This is a genomic window from Acinetobacter lwoffii (assembly GCF_024129435.1).
Lineage (GTDB): Bacteria > Pseudomonadota > Gammaproteobacteria > Pseudomonadales > Moraxellaceae > Acinetobacter > Acinetobacter lwoffii_F.
In genome coordinates this window covers 39394-59853 of sequence record NZ_JAMXXN010000006.1, presented here as the reverse complement: position 1 = coordinate 59853, position 20460 = coordinate 39394, and the positions used below count along the sequence as shown (strand labels likewise).

General features: G+C 41.6%; 19 protein-coding genes and 7 tRNA genes. 7 read left to right on the top strand and 19 right to left on the bottom strand.

The genetic code is table 11. The features are described from left to right. Window positions 1-41 precede the first annotated feature (41 nt). Together gloB and NI455_RS05685 are read left to right on the top strand one after the other, a co-directional pair. Window positions 42-776 (top strand): hydroxyacylglutathione hydrolase, encoded by a 735-nt coding sequence (gene gloB / locus NI455_RS05690; RefSeq protein ID WP_004280019.1) that lies wholly within the window; start codon window positions 42-44, stop codon window positions 774-776. Between the two features lie 503 nt (window positions 777-1279). Continuing rightward, window positions 1280-1681: a YkvA family protein gene (locus tag NI455_RS05685; RefSeq protein ID WP_253112913.1), complete on the top strand. Its 402-nt coding sequence runs from the start codon at window positions 1280-1282 to the stop codon at window positions 1679-1681. A 240-nt stretch (window positions 1682-1921) separates the two neighbouring features. On the opposite strand, the gene NI455_RS05680 is transcribed toward NI455_RS05685, so the two are convergent. Next, complete coding sequence (locus NI455_RS05680; protein WP_005107282.1) at window positions 1922-2194, bottom strand: hypothetical protein; 273 nt, start codon at window positions 2192-2194, stop codon at window positions 1922-1924. 433 nt (window positions 2195-2627) lie between these two features. Here NI455_RS05680 and NI455_RS05675 point away from each other — a divergent pair, with 433 nt between their 5' ends. Continuing rightward, window positions 2628-2831 (top strand): hypothetical protein, encoded by a 204-nt coding sequence (locus NI455_RS05675; RefSeq protein ID WP_004280022.1) that lies wholly within the window; start codon window positions 2628-2630, stop codon window positions 2829-2831. Between the two features lie 150 nt (window positions 2832-2981). Here the strand turns inward: NI455_RS05675 and NI455_RS05670 are convergent. The 9 genes from NI455_RS05670 to NI455_RS05630 form a co-directional block, all read right to left on the bottom strand. After that, window positions 2982-3066, bottom strand: a tRNA-Leu gene (locus NI455_RS05670). Window positions 3067-3105: 39 nt separating this feature from the next. Continuing rightward, window positions 3106-3179, bottom strand: a tRNA-Trp gene (locus NI455_RS05665). A gap of 35 nt (window positions 3180-3214) precedes the next feature. Continuing rightward, window positions 3215-3299 (bottom strand) — tRNA-Leu (locus NI455_RS05660). 380 nt (window positions 3300-3679) lie between these two features. After that, window positions 3680-3765: transfer RNA gene (locus tag NI455_RS05655), tRNA-Leu, on the bottom strand. 377 nt (window positions 3766-4142) lie between these two features. After that, window positions 4143-4227, bottom strand: a tRNA-Leu gene (locus NI455_RS05650). Window positions 4228-4266: 39 nt separating this feature from the next. After that, window positions 4267-4340, bottom strand: a tRNA-Trp gene (locus tag NI455_RS05645). Between the two features lie 35 nt (window positions 4341-4375). Then, window positions 4376-4460, bottom strand: a tRNA-Leu gene (locus NI455_RS05640). 107 nt (window positions 4461-4567) lie between these two features. Then, window positions 4568-5389: a protein kinase domain-containing protein gene (locus tag NI455_RS05635; protein ID WP_213687139.1), complete on the bottom strand. Its 822-nt coding sequence runs from the start codon at window positions 5387-5389 to the stop codon at window positions 4568-4570. After that, entirely contained in the window at window positions 5376-6887 is a 1512-nt protein-coding gene (locus NI455_RS05630) for a DUF3336 domain-containing protein (RefSeq protein WP_005246731.1), read from the bottom strand. The genes NI455_RS05635 and NI455_RS05630 overlap by 14 nt, the downstream gene beginning before the upstream one ends. A gap of 188 nt (window positions 6888-7075) precedes the next feature. Here NI455_RS05630 and NI455_RS05625 point away from each other — a divergent pair, with 188 nt between their 5' ends. Together NI455_RS05625 and NI455_RS05620 are read left to right on the top strand one after the other, a co-directional pair. Further along, window positions 7076-7948 carry an ATP-binding protein gene (locus NI455_RS05625; protein WP_004280026.1) on the top strand — a complete coding sequence of 291 codons (873 nt, stop codon included), beginning with the start codon at window positions 7076-7078 and terminating at the stop codon, window positions 7946-7948. Further along, on the top strand, window positions 7938-8351 hold the full coding sequence (locus tag NI455_RS05620) for a DUF6176 family protein (RefSeq protein WP_005251455.1): 414 nt from the start codon (window positions 7938-7940) through the stop codon (window positions 8349-8351). The genes NI455_RS05625 and NI455_RS05620 overlap by 11 nt, the downstream gene beginning before the upstream one ends. A 101-nt stretch (window positions 8352-8452) precedes the next feature. Here NI455_RS05620 and NI455_RS05615 read toward each other — a convergent pair whose 3' ends face one another. From NI455_RS05615 to tsaD, 3 genes are all read right to left on the bottom strand, one after another. Continuing rightward, on the bottom strand, window positions 8453-9499 hold the full coding sequence (locus NI455_RS05615) for a hypothetical protein (protein ID WP_253112912.1): 1047 nt from the start codon (window positions 9497-9499) through the stop codon (window positions 8453-8455). 488 nt (window positions 9500-9987) lie between these two features. Then, on the bottom strand, window positions 9988-10947 hold the full coding sequence (locus NI455_RS05610; RefSeq protein WP_004729940.1) for a sensor domain-containing diguanylate cyclase: 960 nt from the start codon (window positions 10945-10947) through the stop codon (window positions 9988-9990). Between the two features lie 204 nt (window positions 10948-11151). Further along, window positions 11152-12168 (bottom strand): tRNA (adenosine(37)-N6)-threonylcarbamoyltransferase complex transferase subunit TsaD, encoded by a 1017-nt coding sequence (gene tsaD, locus NI455_RS05605; RefSeq protein ID WP_004280030.1) that lies wholly within the window; start codon window positions 12166-12168, stop codon window positions 11152-11154. A 147-nt stretch (window positions 12169-12315) separates the two neighbouring features. Here tsaD and rpsU point away from each other — a divergent pair, with 147 nt between their 5' ends. Beyond that, window positions 12316-12531 carry a 30S ribosomal protein S21 gene (rpsU, locus tag NI455_RS05600; RefSeq protein WP_001136722.1) on the top strand — a complete coding sequence of 72 codons (216 nt, stop codon included), beginning with the start codon at window positions 12316-12318 and terminating at the stop codon, window positions 12529-12531. Window positions 12532-12564: 33 nt separating this feature from the next. Then, a complete protein-coding gene (locus NI455_RS05595; protein WP_004280076.1) occupies window positions 12565-13011 on the top strand; it encodes a GatB/YqeY domain-containing protein in 447 nt (148 codons plus the stop codon). Window positions 13012-13080: 69 nt separating this feature from the next. Here the strand turns inward: NI455_RS05595 and NI455_RS05590 are convergent, their stop codons facing one another. From NI455_RS05590 to purF, 6 genes are all read right to left on the bottom strand, one after another. Continuing rightward, window positions 13081-13440, bottom strand: a complete 360-nt coding sequence (locus NI455_RS05590) for a hypothetical protein (RefSeq protein ID WP_005107293.1) — start codon at window positions 13438-13440, stop codon at window positions 13081-13083. A 107-nt stretch (window positions 13441-13547) separates the two neighbouring features. Beyond that, window positions 13548-14990 (bottom strand): M48 family metalloprotease, encoded by a 1443-nt coding sequence (locus NI455_RS05585; RefSeq protein WP_253112911.1) that lies wholly within the window; start codon window positions 14988-14990, stop codon window positions 13548-13550. Between the two features lie 115 nt (window positions 14991-15105). After that, on the bottom strand, window positions 15106-16071 hold the full coding sequence (locus NI455_RS05580) for a 2-hydroxyacid dehydrogenase (RefSeq protein ID WP_253112910.1): 966 nt from the start codon (window positions 16069-16071) through the stop codon (window positions 15106-15108). A gap of 22 nt (window positions 16072-16093) precedes the next feature. Beyond that, window positions 16094-16738 (bottom strand): hypothetical protein, encoded by a 645-nt coding sequence (locus NI455_RS05575; protein WP_253112909.1) that lies wholly within the window; start codon window positions 16736-16738, stop codon window positions 16094-16096. A 204-nt stretch (window positions 16739-16942) separates the two neighbouring features. Continuing rightward, window positions 16943-18832, bottom strand: a complete 1890-nt coding sequence (locus tag NI455_RS05570) for a M48 family metalloprotease (protein WP_253112908.1) — start codon at window positions 18830-18832, stop codon at window positions 16943-16945. An 89-nt stretch (window positions 18833-18921) separates the two neighbouring features. Next, window positions 18922-20457 carry an amidophosphoribosyltransferase gene (gene purF / locus NI455_RS05565; protein WP_253112907.1) on the bottom strand — a complete coding sequence of 512 codons (1536 nt, stop codon included), beginning with the start codon at window positions 20455-20457 and terminating at the stop codon, window positions 18922-18924. Between the last annotated feature and the right edge of the window lie 3 nt (window positions 20458-20460).

The window sequence follows — 20460 nt, the reverse complement described above, 5'->3', positions numbered from 1 at the left end:
TATGCTACTTTATCTATAATCTTCATTTGATGTGATGTGCTATGACACCCTTTAAAATTCACTGTATTGATGTCCAGAATTCACTGCAAAATTATATCTGGTTGCTTGAACATACCGCGTCGCATCAGGTGGCTGTGATTGATCCAACCGAAGCAGAATTGGTACAAGACTATTGTGCCGAACACGGTTTAACTGTAAGTCAAATCTGGCTGACTCACTGGCATAAAGATCATATTGGCGGTGTGCCGGAACTGATCCAAGGACAAAATCTGCCTGTGTATGGCCCACGGGCAGAACTAAGCAAAATTCCGTTTATCACCCATCCTCTTGAGCATGAAGAACAGTTTAATTTTCATGGAATAGATATCCAGGTGATTGCTGTACCCGGGCATACACTCGGCCATATTGTTTATTTTATTGATGCGATTGATGTGCTGTTCTGCGGCGATACCTTATTTGCCATGGGTTGTGGCCGGGTTTTTGAAGGCACCTATTCACAGATGTATCATTCACTGTCCCGTCTGGCTGCCTTGCCACCGCGCACCCAAGTCTATTGCACCCATGAATACACATTATCGAATGCACAGTTTGCCAAACACGTTGAACCGGACAATTCGGCAATTCTGGAACGCTTCGAACATATTGAGCGTTTGCGTATACTAGGCCAGTGCACGCTGCCAAGTAGTATTGAAGATGAATTGCAAACCAATCCTTTTCTGCGCGCAGAAAGCGTGGAAGAATTCCAGCGTTTAAGAACCCTGAAAGATCAGTTTTAAACCGGATTCAAAGCTGAAGATCAATGCTTCAGCCGACTTACTTATTTGTCATTTGCGATGCATAGAATGTTATTGAAAGGCACGTACAAATTTTGCACAAATTGGAATAAGTTGAATCTCCATCTAAAAAATGTCTTTCTGTGCCATTTTTGCTTTCTTATAATTAATCAAGTCCTCTATTTTTTTAGAAACCAATTTCAGTTCCAACACATGAAATAATGACTTATAAATAACAGGATGATATTGATTTAAATTAGAGAAATTCGTGGAACATTGCTTAAATAATCAGCATGGAACCTAACAAGTGAATAAAAAAGCCCAATTTACTTGAATTGGGCTTTCACTTATACGCTAAACATATAATTTGTATAAAATAAAAAATAGCATTTCGTATAACGCGTATTATGTTAATTTTAGAAAATCGTAATAGGATAATAAAAATCTATATTGTTTTAAGAAAACTCTCTTATGATTAAATCTCTATAGTTCTTTTAATATTTGCTATGTATCAAAGAATCAAGCAATGGGCTAAATCAATTAAAAAAGACATCTTGGTTGTTTGGCTTATTGCAAAAGACAAGCGAACGCCCAATTCTATAAAGTTTTTAGCTTTAATTATTGCTGCCTATGCCTTCTCACCAATTGATTTAATTCCAGATTTTATTCCCGTACTTGGGTATTTAGACGATATTATTGTTGTACCTTTAGGTATTTTATTAGTTATCAAGCTTACCCCACAAAACATTATAGATGATTGTAGAATTCTTGGAGAAACCTTAGTTGAAAGGCCTATAAACCGTTGGGCAGCAGGAATTATTATCCTGGTATGGCTTGTAATATTGGGATATTTAACCATGTACTTCATGAACGATTCACTGTCTATACTGTCTATTTTTAACAAGTGAGATTTAGATACCCTCTCTCATTTGCACCCATTTAATATAATGGGCATTATTCAAAATTAAACTGTAAACCAAAATAGAAATAAAATGTCTGCTTTCAGAGCATGACATTAGTTCTGTCGTTCAACTTTAAAAGTGACATTGGCCATGTCGATCCCGAATGATGATATGTAGGATAGCAGTAACTAGTTTCTTGGATTCTATTCACTAAAACTGACAACGTATGTATCGCATGAAGCAATGTTAAAGAATCTGGTTACTTTGTGCATAAGTATCCAATTCACCTTGAGTCACGACACGCACCGCCTGCATTTCATCAATACGTACCAGTAGCAAGCCACCTAAAGCAGGCTGATAACGACGGGCACTGCCGAAAGGCGTATAGGCCACTTTCGACTGAATACTAAAGCTCAACCAGTCTTCATGTCCCAACATCACAGCAACCGGATCAAGTCCCTGCTGCTGCATTAATTCAATTTGCTGATTCACATAGTCTTCAATGGTTAATTCAGTCATGGTGCGGGTATTCAGTTTGAGAATTACATTTCAGACAGTATAAAGCATGCAAATCGAGCTGAAGATCAGAAAACCAGCAGCCGGTATTCTTTTAATAAATAAGTCGATTGGATTTTAATTTTCTCATTCTAGATCTGAAATTTTCTATTTCATACGATTGATAAAATTAGGAAATAACCTGTTTCCCTAATAAGCTATTGAATTAGAAAATTAATTATCCAAATTTATAGCTTATAAAAGCTTAATATTTAGTTACAACCTATTCAATATGATAAAAATCATTTACTTAACGTTTAAATTGATTTTTTCTTAATCAACCGATGTTCACTATATACACAAATTCATTTAAATTAATTTAAATAAAGGCATTTGCCCTTTAAAAGATAATTTTTCACCCTTATTTAAGATTTAACAATGATGAAGGAGTGATCTCGTGAAAAAAGTGGTTAAAGCGAAAAATTTGATTGCATTTCGACTATGGTTAGAAAAATTAGGATATTCGGTACGCACCCTGGCGGATGATCGTGGTTTCAGTTTCAGTTTCAAGAAAGAATATGGCCTGGTGACCTGTGATCTGGCAGGTAATGCCTTGGCACTACAACTAGGCGAGGAATTTGAAGATCATTTAAAAGCCTGATTGCTTCTTTAAGAACAGAAAAATAAATTAATCTTTCCACTGATTTAACAGCGCTATTCTCCAGTTATTCAGCCCATTTCGATGGGCTTTTCTTTGTTCAGTAAATTTTAGGCAATAAAAAAGCAAGGCATCTGCCTTGCTTTAATATGATGGTGGGGACGGAGAGACTCGAACTCTCACACCTCGCGGCGCTGGAACCTAAATCCAGTGCGTCTACCAATTTCGCCACGTCCCCATCAGGGTACCAACTTAACGTTGGATTTCTTTCAAACTTTGGCAGAGGATCAAGGATTCGAACCTTGACGAACGGTTTTGGAGACCGTCATGCTACCATTACACCAATCCTCTACTTCCACCCAATATCCAGTTGCCCAAATATCGATTGGTGGGGACGGAGAGACTCGAACTCTCACACCTCGCGGCGCTGGAACCTAAATCCAGTGCGTCTACCAATTTCGCCACGTCCCCAATGGCTGTGTATATTATAGAGATAGACCGGCATTGACAAGCGATTTTACAAGCAATCACAATCTATTCCGCTATAAAATAAACAGTTAGTTCTATTTTTAATTTTTTATAAAATATATGCCGAAAATTTGATTCATTTTAGGATATGACTGTCGATTCGTTGTTTTTAATCATTTCGATTCAATTCCAATATTTCAAATTAAAACTCAAATGACCTTCTAATCTTGATCAGCATGGGCATTCAGAATACTGAAACTCTTATTCATAAATTATTTTTGAAGTTGTGCATGGAATGCAGAATACAACACAGCATAAATAACAACAGCTTTACTAAATTTCAGGCAATAAAAAAGCAAGGCACTCGCCTTGCTTTAATATGATGGTGGGGATAGAGAGACTCGAACTCTCACGCCCAGAGGGCGCTGCGACCTGAACACAGTGCGTCTACCAATTCCGCCATATCCCCATGACTGTGTATATTATAGCGATCAGACCTGATTCACAAGTAGTTCTATAGAAAGCTAAATACTTTTATATCAAAAATTAATCATTTAATTCATTATTGATCAAATACCAATCTATTTAGGCCAATATATAAGATTGATAGACACCATGGGACTGATCCATATAACATTTAAATTATTGAATATACAGATCGCATGAATTATTGCAGCAATACAATGAAATTTACTAAAGCCCTGCCCTTGCAATCATTCGCTAGATAATTTAAGCCCAGAACGCATTGATGTTCATCAACCATGACAGCAAAAATCTGGTACTAAAAAAACCGCCCTCAAATTTCAGGTAATAAAAAAGCAAGGCATTAGCCTTGCTTTAATATGATGGTGGGGACGGAGAGACTCGAACTCTCACACCTCGCGGCGCTGGAACCTAAATCCAGTGCGTCTACCAATTTCGCCACGTCCCCATCAGGGTACCAACTTAACGTTGGATTTCTTTCAAACTTTGGCAGAGGATCAAGGATTCGAACCTTGACGAACGGTTTTGGAGACCGTCATGCTACCATTACACCAATCCTCTACTTCCACCCAATATCCAGTTGCCCAAATATCGATTGGTGGGGACGGAGAGACTCGAACTCTCACACCTCGCGGCGCTGGAACCTAAATCCAGTGCGTCTACCAATTTCGCCACGTCCCCAATGGCTGTGTATATTATAGAGATCATTTCCAGCTGACAAGCCGTTTATCATAAAAAAACACTCGTTTGATTAAATAAGAAACAATTCAAGTTTTATTGTATTTTTCTCATTCAATTTCAGTCATTAAGTAGTCTTTCACAGCTTGAAAATCGGCCAATCTATGCTGCTTCTGCTTACTTAACATTTCTTCTAATAAGCCTTGAAAAGCCTGTAAGTGCTGCGGTAACTCAACTTTCAGACGCTGACAATGCAAAAAGGCCCAATCCAGATAATCTGTCGCCTGTAAACGCTGACCACTCAACCACTCATAAAAAATAACACCCAAAGCATAAACTTCACTTTGTAGGCTCTTGGCTTGGCCTTGGAACAGTTCCGGCGCCATATAACGCGGTGTCGCATTCAGTTCATGCAGGTCATTCTGATGGAGTATTTGGACATGCTCAAAATCAAGCAGGCAGACCCTGCCCTGATTATTTACAAAATGTTCCTGCTTTAAATCGGCATGCAAATAACCCAATTCTTGCAGGCAGATTAAAGGCTCCACAGCTTGCAGCAAATGTTGCCGAATTTGCGTGATGGATTGCTGATGCGGCATGATCTGAAAATGCGCCGGCGCATCGACCAGAATTAAGGCCTGCTCAAATTGTTCATGATTGATCTTGAAAGGCTGTTGAATAATTTGATGTGGAAGGAAAAAATTTAGATCACCTGAGCTGGCATGAGCCTGATAAAAATCCAGCTCATGTTGCCAGCCTAGTTCAGCATGTGGAGATGATATTAAACTATCAGATCTATGCGATATCTGGGTTTTTAGCCAGAGCGCATTTCCCTTGGCATAATAAAGACGCCGACCAAAACCCAGACTACGGGCTTTGGTTCGTAGTTCAAAATCAGAAATATCGAGATGATCTAAATTAAGTCGTGGCAATGTATTCAGGTATTGGATTAAGTGTATGCTGATAATTTAGCAGCTCCAGACAATGCTGAATAGTTTTCCCGACCCGTTCCTGAGTCTCAATGAGGGAAATTTTCGGCCATGTGGCACGCTCGCCTTCACGCTGTAAAATTTTAAACAGATACGGCCGTGGATTCTGCAACATATAGCTATAGTGGCGCAGGCTATATTTACCGACAATATTCACATCACCATAATAACGCTGGTCAACTACACCATAGCCATGATCCAGCAGACGGCGTACAGGAGGTAAGCTTCCGGCATGCTCTCTGGCAAAATCCATCATGCCTTTGGTAATCACCGCGCCCTGACGGCGAACAATCCGTTGCGGCCAGCTCAAGGTACCTTTACGGAAACGTGAAATATCATCCTGCATGAATGGCACGATATGCGGGTTGGTCTGACTGGCAATGGTATAATTAATATTATACAGGCGTGCCATTTTCTCCTGCGGAAAATCACTGCGCACGCTGCCATCCACCCAGCGGGTTGAACCCATATAAGGCGTATATTGACCATCATAGCGCTTACTGGTCAAACGAACCGGTGGAAACAGAACCGGCACCGCACAAGACGCCAGTACCGCACTCCAGACCAGCAAATCCGGAGAAGTATAGGCATTTAAAATGCGTGCATCCTGTCCAGCATCATAAGGTGCAACCGCAATATTGATATGCAGACCTGAGGTTTTGAGTGCTTCTTCGAAGGTCAGATCACCCAGATTTTCGACCAGAAATTTTTTTAGATATTTTACATCCGCCAGACCACCATTACCTTTCATCAATTCACTCATGGTGCGGAAATGAAAAGCCTCATGAAAGAAATTATGGCCTTTCAAAATATCAATATATTGCGAAGGTTTGGATACACCTAACATGGCGGTCATGATGGCACCCGCACTTGAACCGGACATTACCTTCGGCAACAAGTCCTGCTCCATTAAGGCTTTGCATACACCAGTATGAAACAGACCCAGCGTCGAACCACCGGAAAACATCAGGGCTGGCTGGCCATAGGCGCGCTGACAATGCTGAAAATATTCGATTTTTTCTTCCATACTGAGACAGGTACAGTCTATTGAAGCAATATAGGCTAAGCCTTGGCTGACTTCTTCGACATAATCTTCAATAATTCTTTTAGTGCCCACATAGGCTTCGGTAAACAGTAGAGGATGGGCAATGTTGGCAATATCGTAGCTCAGGCCTTCGCGCAAAATATACATCAGGTCACGGGTGCGCTTTTGTTGTCGATAGCGTCGTAATTTACCCAGACGATGTGCGATCACTTCTGCATCAAAGTAGGGTGAACTGTTATCAAATTTCCATTCCTGTGCACCTGATTCTTCATCTATTTTCAGGGCAATATATTTCCATTCCTCATAGGACTCAGCCTGTTGCAGCTGCTGCTTGAGCTTTTTAATACGATAGGCCTGATGTGGATTAATATCCTGAGTAAAATCTTTAAACAGCATCTGCCTTTTCCCTATATTTATTCTTGATACAGCTCGTACCCAGAGCCAGAAAATGTGTACAAATTTTCTATCCTCTACAATAACGAAAATTCTCTACTTTAAGCAAATTATCATACTTTTCTGGCTTTGACTGTGAATTTTGCAATGGTACTATCTTAGCCATAATTTTAAATCTGTAATGTTAAATCATGGCGAAAATTGAGTTACCTGACCATATTTTAAATGCCCTTTCGACTGTTCTGCAGCAACTTCAGCAAAGTCTGCCCGAACTAAAACAAATTCCTGATTTTTCTGCTCATGCCTATAAATGGCAACATGGTGAACTCAAACCTATTCATCAGCTTAGACAGATGGAACTGGCCGATTTAAAAGGGATTGAGCGACAAAAAGAAAAAGTCATCCAGAACACGTTGCAGTTTTTAAACGGCTTACCTGCCAATGATGTCTTACTGACCGGTTCACGCGGTACGGGTAAATCCTCCATTGTTCGTGCCCTACTCACCGAGTATGCAGATCAAGGGTTACGATTAATTGAAATCGAACGGGATGATTTATCCGATCTGCCTCAAATTCAGCAACTCATTGCAGAGCGTCCAGAGAAGTTTATTGTCTACTGTGATGATCTGGCCTTTAATGCCGAAGATGAAAATTATCGCAGTTTAAAGAGTGTTCTGGATGGTTCTTTACAGTCCGGTTCCAGCAATTTTGTGATTTATGCGACCAGTAACCGTCGTCATTTATTACCCGAATTCATGCATGAAAATACGCCCGTTACCCGAGTTGATGTGCCGCAATATACTGAATTACATCCTCAGGAAGCGATTGAAGAAAAAATTTCACTGTCTGACCGCTTTGGTTTATGGCTGTCTTTCTATCCAATGGATCAGAACCTGTATTTGGAAATTGTCGAACATTACCTCAAAAAGGCAGGCATGGAACTCACGCCAGAAACCCGTGCTGAAGCCCTACGCTGGTGTCAGGCACGCGGTCAACGTTCAGGACGTGCTGCCTATCAGTTTTCCAAACACTGGATTGGTTCAACCCAACTAAATGCCTCTTAACAACTTAAAAGCGACCGGTTCAGGTCGCTTTTTTCATATAAATCATTTATATAATGATGATATTCAAAAGAAAATTAAAATTATGGATGTCGGCGCAGTTCTCATTCAACTTAAGCCCTTACACATGCAGCAAGTTCATGACTGGCAGCGTACTTTGAAAGCACGTCAAGACGAAGTAATTGAAACGCTTAAGGCTGAACAGGTTCATGTCGAGTCCTGGTTTTATCTGCAACTTCATGGTCAGGACTATTTGATTGCATATATGCGCGCCGACAATATTCAAAAAGCGCAAAATATTGCAAAACTCAGTACTTTCCCAATTGACCAAGTGCATAAACAGTTTAAAACTTCATGGCAAGCGGTTTATCCCGCCGAATTGTTATTGGATGCTACAGTTACCTGATTTATTAGCACGGCTATTCAAAATAGTTTTGTAATAAAGACTTCTCCCCAATCAATAATAAAAAAAGCCCTGGAAATACAGGGCTTTTTTGACATCTCGAATTATTGTTTATCACCGATAATGGTAGACCATAGCAGGTCATCAATTTCACTGCCATTGAAATAAACAGTAGCCTTCAATGATTCAGGCTGGTTCTGTTTGACCTCAATTACCTGATCATCGCTGTCCTTAATTCTAAGCACGCCCTCTTTTGGCAAATGCTTATAGTTATTTAATACGGTTTCATCCATTTTAAATGGTGTCGTGGTATTAAAATCAAAACTGTAACGATAATCTGCCAGATCAGGCTGACCGATAATCGTACCACGACTGGTTAAGGTACGAATCCCATTACTGCCACTGCCATAATCATCGACCAATCTGTAATTATAATTACGCACCTGCAGATATTCTTTGCTCTTTGTATCAAACGCGATTCCAGAAGTACCTGCCTGACCGGTCTCGGCGATACGCTGGAATTCCAACTGATCGATTTGATAAGATTCGGATTGCCCCATGTTATTTTTGGTTTTACGATGCACAATTGTGCCAGAAATCAGGTAGTCGTCCTTGAGATTAAAATCTACATTTGAACCATAACGGACATTGCTAAAGCTTAAAGTCGTCGTGTCACCATTCACCGTCTGAGTAATGTTTGAGCCTTTACGGTAAGTTTTATCCAGAATAATACAGTTATCTTTATCTGTTTTTAATTTCAGGGTTTTGACCGAACCAGTGGTATTGACTTCCGAACAGATCAGATTTGGATATTTAATACTATTGATGCCCAAATTATAAATTTTGATAATACGTGCAGTACGCCCATAAGGATAATCTGCGAATACTTCTCCAATCATGTGACCTAGAGCAACATTATAGTCGGTATCATTACTGGTATTTCCGGAAATTTTATCGCGAATTTTCTTTACAATATCCTGATCTTCAAACGGGACAAACTCCTCTGAAAGCTCAGGGGAAATACTTTCCTTAGGAACATTTGGAGGTGTAGTGACAGTAGGACTGTCTGAGCTACTTCCCCTACCACCGCCACAGGCACTCATTAAACCCGAGACAAGAGCGAGTCCAAAAATAAAAATCGGCTTTTTCATAAAATTTATTCCCTAAAATTTCTTTGCATTTTTATTTGGTGATCACTAAAGATTGACCATCTCGAAACTGAATAGCTCAAATGCTATTTCTGCCAGTAATATTTTTTCTTGGCAGCCAGCTTTATCCTTCGATAGCGCTTTATCTTTAAACAAAGAATTTTTTGGTTCTGTAATTTTAATGTATATTTCAAACAACAATTATCATAAGAAATGAATTGCTTATTTGAATCTTGTTCCTTACCAGAGTCACTTTTCAACACACTTAAAGCGCATTTAATTAGATCGATTAACTTTGCAACAAAGCTTATAAAATTTGTAATGGTTAAGTTAAAGACGGATTGAATTTTCTTTTTATGGAGAATCATGCTCAACTTTCATACATGGCTATGAAAGAGAATATTGAAAGATAGGATAACTTTAGAGCATAGAAAATGATCATTTTTATGATATGAAATACTTAATCATTTAAAGAAGATTTAAAGCGTCAATTATTTTAGATTGGTCATGGATTCACTGGATTTTTTCCGACGTTTATACTCAAACATGTTCTGATCCGCTTGTGCGAGTGCTGCAAATAAGCCCTGACTTGGATGACGCATTGCCATACCAATCGCTGCGCCAATGTTTGCTGCTGCAAAGGCATTAATTAAACGATCCACTAAACTTTCAGTACCCGTTTCATCATTTTCCACGCTAAGAATCACAAACTCATCGCCACCTAAACGAGCAACAATATCATTGATTCGTACGTTATCTCGCAATACCTGCGCCGCATTTTGAATCAGCTTGTCACCTTCATCATGACCCAAACTATCATTCAACTTTTTTAGGTCATTCAGGTCAATAAATAATACAGCGGCGGGATGACCATATTGCTTACAACGCTCTTCTTCAGCTCGCAGCAGTTTTTCCCAGGCCCGACGATTATAGAGCCCGGTCAATTCATCTTTACTGGCTTCTTCCTGCAATAATTCATGTTGACGTACCTGCTCACTTTGACGCAATTCTGCCTGCAAGATCGAACTGAGCAATTGTCCCAATAACTCGACCAATTGCATATCTTGCACAATAGCTTCCGATTTGGTTTCTGGATCAATCGCACAGAGTGTTCCAAACAAACTGCCATCTTCTTTAAGGAGTGGCTGACCAATATAAGATTTTATACAGACCTGCTGATTAATCGGCGCTGTGGCGTATAAAGGAATTTCTTCAGAGCGGGGGGCAATTCTCGGGGCCTTACCTGCGACCATATGAGAACAAAAAGAATCAGCCCACTGAAACACTTGACCGGGTCGTATATCATAACCATGATCTTCACTTTGCAGCACAATCCAGTCTTGGCCTTCTACCCGGGTGATCATCCATAAATTAAAGCCAAAATGCTGATGCAAAAACTTTAACACCGCCTCTCCAGCATCCTGAAAACTTTTGAAATTTATATTTTCCATTCGAGATTGCCTCTGCTGCAAACCTGTAAAAATATGCATGATATCAACTTAAGCTATTAAACTATTTTTCCAGTTTCAATAGAATATAAGAGTTCTAAATACAGCTATAAAACTATATATTTACAACATACCGTTGCTATAAGTTTTCATTTAAAAATTCACAATAAAAAAGAGGCCTAAGCCTCTTTTCTTCAAGCCTGAAATCTATGCCTCAGTCGGATTAGTCAGTTCCGTCATTGGCCAACGTGGAGTTGTCGTCACAGCCAAGCCATCATGCTGTCCTGCTTTGAGACGCTGATAGCCCGCAAAAGCAATCATGGCACCATTGTCTGTACAGAGTGCAGGTTCAGCATAATAAACAGATGCACGAATCTTGGCTAAATCTGCTTCTAAACGCTCACGTAAACGCTTGTTGGCACTAACACCGCCCGCAATCACCAGGCGTTTAAGCCCCGTTTGCTTCAGTGCTTTCACCGACTTTTTCACCAGAGTATCGACAATGGCTTCCTGAAAACTGGCAGCGATATCGGCATCGCGGTTTTCATCACCGAGTTTTTTCATTTGTACAGAAACTGCGGTTTTTAGACCACTGAATGAAAATTCTAAACCTTGATGCAGCATTGGTCGCGGGAATGCAAATGCATTTGGATCGCCCTGCTCTGCCAGTTTGGAAATATTCGGGCCACCCGGATACGGCAGACCCATCATCTTCGCGACTTTATCAAATGCTTCGCCTGCCGCATCATCAATGGATTCACCCAAGAGTTCATACTGGCCAATGCCATAAGCAGCCATGAGCTGAGAATGTCCACCCGATACCAACAATGCGACAAATGGAAACTCAGGCGGAGTTTCTGACAATAAAGGTGCCAGCATATGACCTTCCATATGATGCACACCAATTGCGGGTTTATTCAGCGCAAAGGCCAAAGTACGACCAAACAATGCACCGGTCATGAGTGCGCCCATCAGACCCGGGCCACGGGTATATGCGACTGCATCAATTTCTGATTTTTTCACGCCGCTCTGTTCAAGCAGCTCATTGATGAGTGGAATCAGTTTACGCACATGATCACGTGACGCCAGCTCTGGAACTACACCGCCATATTCTGCATGCAGTTTAATCTGGCTATAAAGCACCTGTCCGCGCAAACCCAACTCGCTGTCATACAGCGCAAGTCCTGTTTCATCACACGACGTTTCCAAGCCTAAAACGATCATTAAACTGCCTATAACCTGTATCAATTCTATTGCAGCAACTATTATAGACTTGTGGTATGAGATGTAAATGAGTAAAATACTGACCTTCACTTGTGATTGAGGGCAATTCAGCCCGAGATCTTACCCTAACTGATATGAGGATTCTTCATGCCACAAGTTAAATTGAAAGAAGGCGAACCAGTAGACGTAGCTATCCGTCGTTTCAAACGTTCATGCGAAAAAGCGGGTGTTCTTGCTGACGTACGTAAGCGTGAATTCTACGAGAAACCAACTCAAGAACGTAAGCGCAAAAAAGCTGCTGCTGTTAAACGCTACCAAAAGAAATTGGCGCGTGAATCAGTACGTACAACTCGCCTTTACTAAGATTAATTTGTGATTGATTGCCTGGAATAAATAATGACGACTTTAAAAGACCAAATCACGGATGTTTTGAAAGCAACAATGCGTGCCAAAGAAATGTCCAAGCTGACGGTCATTCGTAGTCTACAGGCAGCAATTAAGCAAATCGAAGTCGATGAGCGCAAAGAACTTGACGACGCTCAGGTTCTTGCGGTCATTGAAAAACAAATTAAACAACGTAAAGAATCGGTTAAAGCCTTTGCAGGCGCTGGCCGAGATGATTTAGCTAGTAAGGAACAAGCCGAAATTGAGATTTTGTCTCAGTTTCTACCAGAAGCTATGACTGAGGAAGAACTTGATTCCATGATTGCGCAAGCTATTGCAGCGCAACAAGCTACTAGCATGAAAGATATGGGTAAGGTGATGAATTCTCTGCGTCCGCTCATAGCCGGGCGCGCCGATCCTGCACAAGTTTCCGCCAAAATCAAAGCGCAACTTGCTTAATCCATACTCTCTAGCATTTTCTCTTTAACGTTGAACTGCCTTTAATCAAAGACAGTTCCTGACGTATTCTCATTGCAAATTACAATCGACCTGATAACGCTTAAGTAATTGCATCTCTTTCGACGATTTCACTTCTACAATTACATCCCGTTTACTCATATTTTGAAACTGACGATCCAGATAAGGACGATTCTGGTCAGCGGCCTGATATAAACGATCAACATAACGTCCTACAATTCCACAAAATTTTGCATTCTGCTCAGGACTAAATCCCTGTTGCTGCGGATTTAAACCACTTAAAAACTGACGCGATTCCTTTTTATAATCCGCATTAATTCGTTCTATTGCTTCTACATATTCAACTGCACTCGCAGCAAAAACCCCATAACTCCACCCCAGTAGACACACGCCCAATAGTATTTTTTTCATATTATGCTTCAGTTTGATTCACGCTGATCTTTCAAAAATATTGTAGCCTGATTGAATATATTCTTGCTATATCATCCTGATACAAAAACTTAAAACCCAGTTCAGCTTTAAATCTTATATTGATGTGCCTGCTGCATCTGCTTCAGACGCTGGCGAATGGTGGACGATAAAGATTGATTATTCTTTACGCTACGCTGTGCATGTAATAATGATTTGATGGCAGTTTCTTCATATCCTGACCAATATTCTACTTCTGCACGATAGCGCAGCACATTAGCAGCCTTGATCGGCGAATCCGGCTCTACATTGGCAGCAAGCTGCATCAGTCGCCAGCCACTCACATCCCGTGAATTGGCATTTAAAAATCGCTGCACTAAAATTTTTGCCTGATCAGGTTGCTTGGCACGAATCAACACTTCTGCATATTTATAATTGAGCGCTCGATTCTCCGGCATGATCCGCGCTGCTGACGCTACACTTTTCAAGGCAGCATCAAGCTGGTTCTGCGCTAAATAAATATCGGTCTGAAATAAAACCTGCAAAGGATGCATCTGATTATGCTTTTTTGCTCGATTTAAAGTAGCCTGCGCGGCCTGAAAATCACTTTGCTGTATTTGATAGGCAGTTAAGGCAAGCTGGCCTGCAAAATTATTTTGCCGGTCCATCAGGATAAGCTGCTCTGCATTGGTCTGACCAGACAATACCCTGCTATACCACTTGATAATTTCAAAGTCTTGATCATTGAGATTGCGTTTCACCGCAGGAAGCTGGTTGGCACGTAAACGCGCTTCACTCATACGCTCTGTGGTGAGTGGATGAGTGAACCAGAAATCTGGCAGAAAGCTCAATCGGCTGGTCGAGCGATGCATGACCTCAAAGAAGTCTGCCATGCTATGCGGGTTATAGCCAGAACGGTACATATACTGCATCCCGATCCGGTCTGCTTCGCGCTCCTGATTACGACTATAGGTGAGCTGTTTATCTAGAAGTGCTGCCTGTGAACCCATCATGACCGCTGTGCCGACATCACCATCTGCCTGAGAAGCGACCAAAGCACCGACGAGAATTCCGGCTAGCGCCAGTAAACCTTGGCCTTTAAATGCATCCTGAGAACGACTGTAATGACGTTGTGTGACATGTGCAATTTCATGCGCCATCACTCCTGCCACTTCATCCATGTTTCGGGCTGAATTAATCAGACCAGCATTAAGTGCAAAGAGGCCACCCGGTACGGCGAAAGCATTAATTTGCGGATCATTAATGACCAGCAAACCGATCGGCTGTTGTAACTGAGTTTGACTCAGTATATGAGAAAATACCGAAAGCAGTTGATCTTCAAGCCATGGATTCTGCATGACTGGCATTTGTTTATGCACTTCACGATAGACTTTTTCACCGATCATTTTTTCTTTTTGTTGATCAAGTAAGCCGACGCCTGTACCAATATCAGGCACAGAAAATTGTACATTTGCTTGATTAAAATCATGGTTAGAGCTGTGCCCTGCTACCATACACAGACTTAAGCCACACGCCAGCGCCAATCGTTTCAATGAAAAATCTCTAATCCTGCCAATCTAATCTGTCTTGAATATAGCATTGAACAATGAGCAGAGACGCAAGAAAATGTTATTTTTTAATACCATTCCAACTACATTTAATGGCATTTTAAAATTCTGGATTGACCACATAACGGGGCACTCGTCCTTCCAAGGCATCGACCAGATTCTGATAGGCCAGTTCTGCCATTTTTTTACGGGTCGCTGCAGTGGCCGAACCCACATGTGGCAATGTGACCACATTGTCCAACTGGAATAATTCTGATTCTTTTAACGGCTCTTTCTGATACACGTCCAGACCGGCAGCAAAAATTTGCTTGTTCTTTAAAGCCTCAATCAATGCCTGTTCATCAATGACCGAGCCACGTGAAATATTGACCAATACCGCATGAGGTTGCATTTTCGCCAATTCTGCTGCTGCAATCAGGGCTTTGGAATCCGCATTCAAATCTACTGCAACGACCACAAAGTCAGAACGCTGTAACAGTTCCTCAAGCTGGCAATATTGCGCATTCAACCCTTGAGCGATTTCTGGTTTTTCCCGACGATTATGATACAGAATATTCATATTAAAACCGTAAAAACCACGACGTGCGATTGCAGCTCCAATATGACCGAGACCAATAATTCCGAGGGTTTTTCCAAAAATATCCATACCAAATTGTGCTTCGCCCACGGTACGCTGCCATTGTCCCTGCTTGGTCCATTGATCCAGGTAAGCCACTTTGCGTGCTGCTGACATCAGTAAAGTGAAAGCCAGGTCAGCAGTGGTTTCAGTCAGTACATGCGGCGTATGACTGAGATAAATTTTCTTTTCATTTAAATAATCCAGTTCATAGTTGTCATAACCGACACTGACACTGGAGATAATTTTTAACCGGGTGGCACTGGCCAGATTATCGCGATTCAACAAGCGCCCTGCGCCAATCATGCCATCAGCATCCTGAACCTGCTGCAAAAGCTGTTGATTCACATCGCCTAGCTTCGGTTGTATATAACTAACCTGATAATTTTGTTCCAGCTTGTTTTGAATATCAGTATCAATTTGACTAAATACAACCACTTTTTGTTTCATCTATTTTTATTCCATAGCAAGATTATTCCAGACTGGCAGTCCTATTTTGCATAAACTGCCATAAACGTTTTTTTAGAATCGGCTGATCCAGCATTTCTTGTAAAGATGCCAACTGGATCATTTTCGTATTTGATATATGCGCTACAGGCCCGAGGAAAATAATATTTTTCTCTGCACTCATTCCATCCAGAAAACCCTGAATATAGGATTCTACACCACTTCCATCCTGAACATTGGCCCAGGGAAATGGCCAGTTCAGCTCATGAAACTCACCTGGGACTGCACGCTGGATATTGCCCCATAAATTCTGGGTGTCTTCGGTCATTGCAGTTGCATCAATCACGATACTGCAATGTGCCAGACTTAAAGCCTGCAAACTGAATGGCGGGATTTGTACGATTTCACGCTGTTCCTGAACAGGTGCAATGTGAGTCGGTGCCGCAGGTGGTGTATCAACCTTAAGCGTAACAATTGGCTCTGACTCAGGAATCGGCAGATCAGCCAACGCCTCTACGGAAGCAGGCTGTGGCAAAACGATATCAGTGTGAAATTCAGGTGCAGCCTGATCACGCCAGATCGAAACCTGATGCGGCTGACATGCGCTGTCCCTAGGAATCCAGAGATCGATTCCTAATGTTGCCAGTATGTCACGCTGATGCCCAATCATCTTTTCATCATCACCAATTTCAGGCTGAACATTTTAGCCGGATTGCCTGTGCTTTGCCGAACTTTTTCAGCTTTTCTTTTTTATCCTGATGGATTCTAGTACAAAGTTTAGCTGCATGTTAAAAACCGTGTTTTTAATACACAATTAAACCATTCCTGCTGTTATAACAGATTCCGGCTAAAGCTGCGCGTTCTCATTTATTTTCTACAAAATGGTTAAACTGTTCTTCTTTAACATTTGCTGAACGACCTGCTCTGCCTCAAAACCCAAGCGCCAATACAACAGCTCCATCACGTCCAGCTCATCCTGTGTCACGATACGGTCACTCCACAAACAGGCCTCTGCAATGCCTAAAATACTGAGGCGATCACGCAATAACAGCCCCGCAATATCATTCAGGATTTCTGCTAGATCAATCGGCTCATCAGAAATTTCATTATATAAGTCCAGTTCCTGAGCGGTCAGAATCCGGTTTAAAATTCGCTCCCGTACCTCAAGCTGGTTGCCACTATTAATCTGCTGTACATGCAGCAAGGCGTCAATCAAACGCACAATCTGTGGCTTGACCTCATCGAGTGCGGTAGGCGTATGTGCAGGAAGCAAATTCAGTTCGTATTTCACACATTCCAGTAATAATGCATCCAACAGGCCAATTTCGCCATCTTCCTGAATAATCCGTGCCAGCTTCATCAAAAACTGGCGTGCAACAGTTGTCGGCATGCCACCAATATTGTTACAGGCTTGCTGGAAAATCGAAATATGTACCCGCCCATCCAGGTTGAGCAATGAATCTACAATGGCACGGCTGACTTCAGCCTCAGTCGGAATAAATTCACGATATTGACGAATCATTAAAATGGCGACCATCACTTCACGAGAGCCGGTTGCCGTTTGTAATGCACGCTCAATCAGTTCCGGACGTGGCATCTTGAGCCGAAGCTCCGGGTTCAATGGCTTGATCGCATCTTTAATTGCAAAACTGATTGGAGATAAGCGCAACAAGGGTAAAGGTTGTGGCGAGCTCCAGCTCATTGCAGTTTCAGGTACCACTTCTTCCAAAGAACGAAACAAACTAAATAAAGGCTGATTTTTGAGTTTTTTCAGATTCTCAAGCTGTAAGTCCTGAATCAAGGCAGGATTTAATTCATAAATCCGCTGATTGATATTAGGATGAATATTCAGCCAGTTTTGTGGGCTCAAAGAATTGGCAAAGCACATATGTGAAATCGATTCAGCATATTCACTATAAATCTGGGAGCCAGAATGATGCACATGGATTCTGAGTAAAGTCTGAATATTGGCATCATTTTGAATCAGGCGTCGGGTCTTTCGATCATTTTTATAGGTCCGACCACCCAGTGAAATATATTTAATAAAACGGGAAATCAAAACACCCAAACTACCAATCAGCCAGATCACCGCACCGACTGCAACATAGAAAGTTTCAAACTTGTTTTCACGGGGACTACCCGCTCGATAAAAACCGGACTTGGCAATCTTACTGCCACACTGACTAAACGTGGTTAGACTGCTATACAGAATTTTCAAACGGGTATTTTCTGCAGCTTCACCAGAGAGAATTTTATTGAATTCATGGCTGAGCAAGCCATACAGCTCGACTTTATCCAGTGTTTGTATCGCACCCCAAGTCAGGATAATTGCGGTATCCCGCGGACTAAACCCTGCCGTCAATGCATTGACACCAACTTCATCGGGCAGCACATATACCGCCGGAACGTCAATCAGAAAAGTCTCTGACAGTTGCTGGTTAATGTGCAGTGCAGCACTTTCTTCTGGAATACTGTCCATCGGACTCAACCGACGTGCACCCAACTGCTTCGCCAGCGAATAACCGCCATTCCGAAAAATATAGAATTCATAGATGACCGAGATCATCATGGCACATAACAACAAAGCAATCAGATAAGGACTTAGCACATGCCAGAAGATTGACTGGCTAGGATCAGTATAAAAGACAAAGAGACCAACAACGGTATTAATAATAAAAATAGTCAACAGAATTGCAATCAGGCAAAAACTTACAGGTAGTACTATATTTTTGTTTTTTATAAAATCGTATCCTACGTTTCGCAATGCAGAACCCTAAAATGATAATTTTCAATGGGCTCATCATAAAACAAAAAAGCGGGAAATTCCCGCTTTTTCATGATGATTTTAACTACTTAGACTTCGCGTACACCAGTCAAATCCACTGAGGCTGCATCAATATTGACATCAATATAATTGCTTTCTTTCATGGCACTGTCACTACGTTTTTGCTGTAGGTCATCCAGATATTGCGCATCAATGCCACCCGAAACATAGATGCCATCAAACACTGAACAATCAAAGTCTTTGACGTCCGGCACCTTGATGGTTCTTACCGCATCTTTCAAATCTTCCAGATCCTGGAAAATCAGACGGTCAGCACCAATAATTTCACGGATTTCTTCCACGCTACGTTCCGATGCAATCAGCTCAGATTTCGCCGGCATATCAATACCATAAACGTTTGGATATTTCACCATCGGTGCTGCAGAAGCAAAGAATACTTTTTTCGCGCCAGAATCACGAGCCATCTGGATAATTTCATTACAGGTTGTACCACGGACAATCGAGTCATCCACCAACAGTACATTTTTACCTTTAAACTCAAGCTCAACCGGGTTCAGTTTCTGACGTACCGATTTTTTACGCAGCTGCTGACCAGGCATAATGAAGGTACGACCAATGTAACGGTTTTTCATGAAACCTTCACGGAATTTCACACCCAGCATATTGGCAAGTTCCAATGCAGAAGTACGTGAAGTATCCGGAATCGGAATCACCACATCAATATCATGCTCTTCACCCCACTCGCGCAGAATCTTTTGCGCCAGCTTCTCACCCATTTTTAAACGTGCTTTATACACCGAGATTCCATCAATGATGGCATCTGGACGGGCAAAATAAACATATTCAAAAATACAAGGACGGTATTCAGCATTCACTGCACATTGCTTGGTGAAGAAGTTACCTTCTAAATCAATAAATACCGCTTCACCCGGCAAAATATCACGCTCAACTTTAAAGCCCAGCGCAGTAATCGCAACCGACTCAGAAGCAATGATATACTCCATACCCTGTTCAGTTTCACGCGAACCGTAGATCAATGGACGAATACCATTTGGATCACGGAAGCCTACCAGACCCTGACCGGTAATCATCGCCACCACGCCATAAGCACCTTTACAACGCTCATGCACACGCGTCACCGCATGAAAAATATCTTCCGACGTAGGTACCAGTTTGCCATGTTTTTGCAATTCATGCGCAAACACGTTTAACAGGACTTCCGAATCAGAATCGGTGTTCATATGACGCAAGTCAGTTTTGAACAGGTCATCATGAATTTCTTCAGCATTGGTCAGGTTACCATTATGTGCCAAGGTAATCCCGTACGGCGAGTTCACATAAAACGGCTGTGCTTCTGCACTGCTCGATGAACCGGCTGTTGGATAACGCACATGACCAATACCGTAATTTCCTTTCAAAGCACGCATATGACGGGTATGGAATACATCACGCACCATGCCATTGTCTTTGCGCAGGAATAAACGTCCTTCATCACATGTCACGATCCCAGCTGCATCTTGTCCACGATGTTGTAACATCGTTAATGCATCAAACAACATTTGGTTAACGGGTGATTTACCAGCTATACCAACTACTCCACACATAGC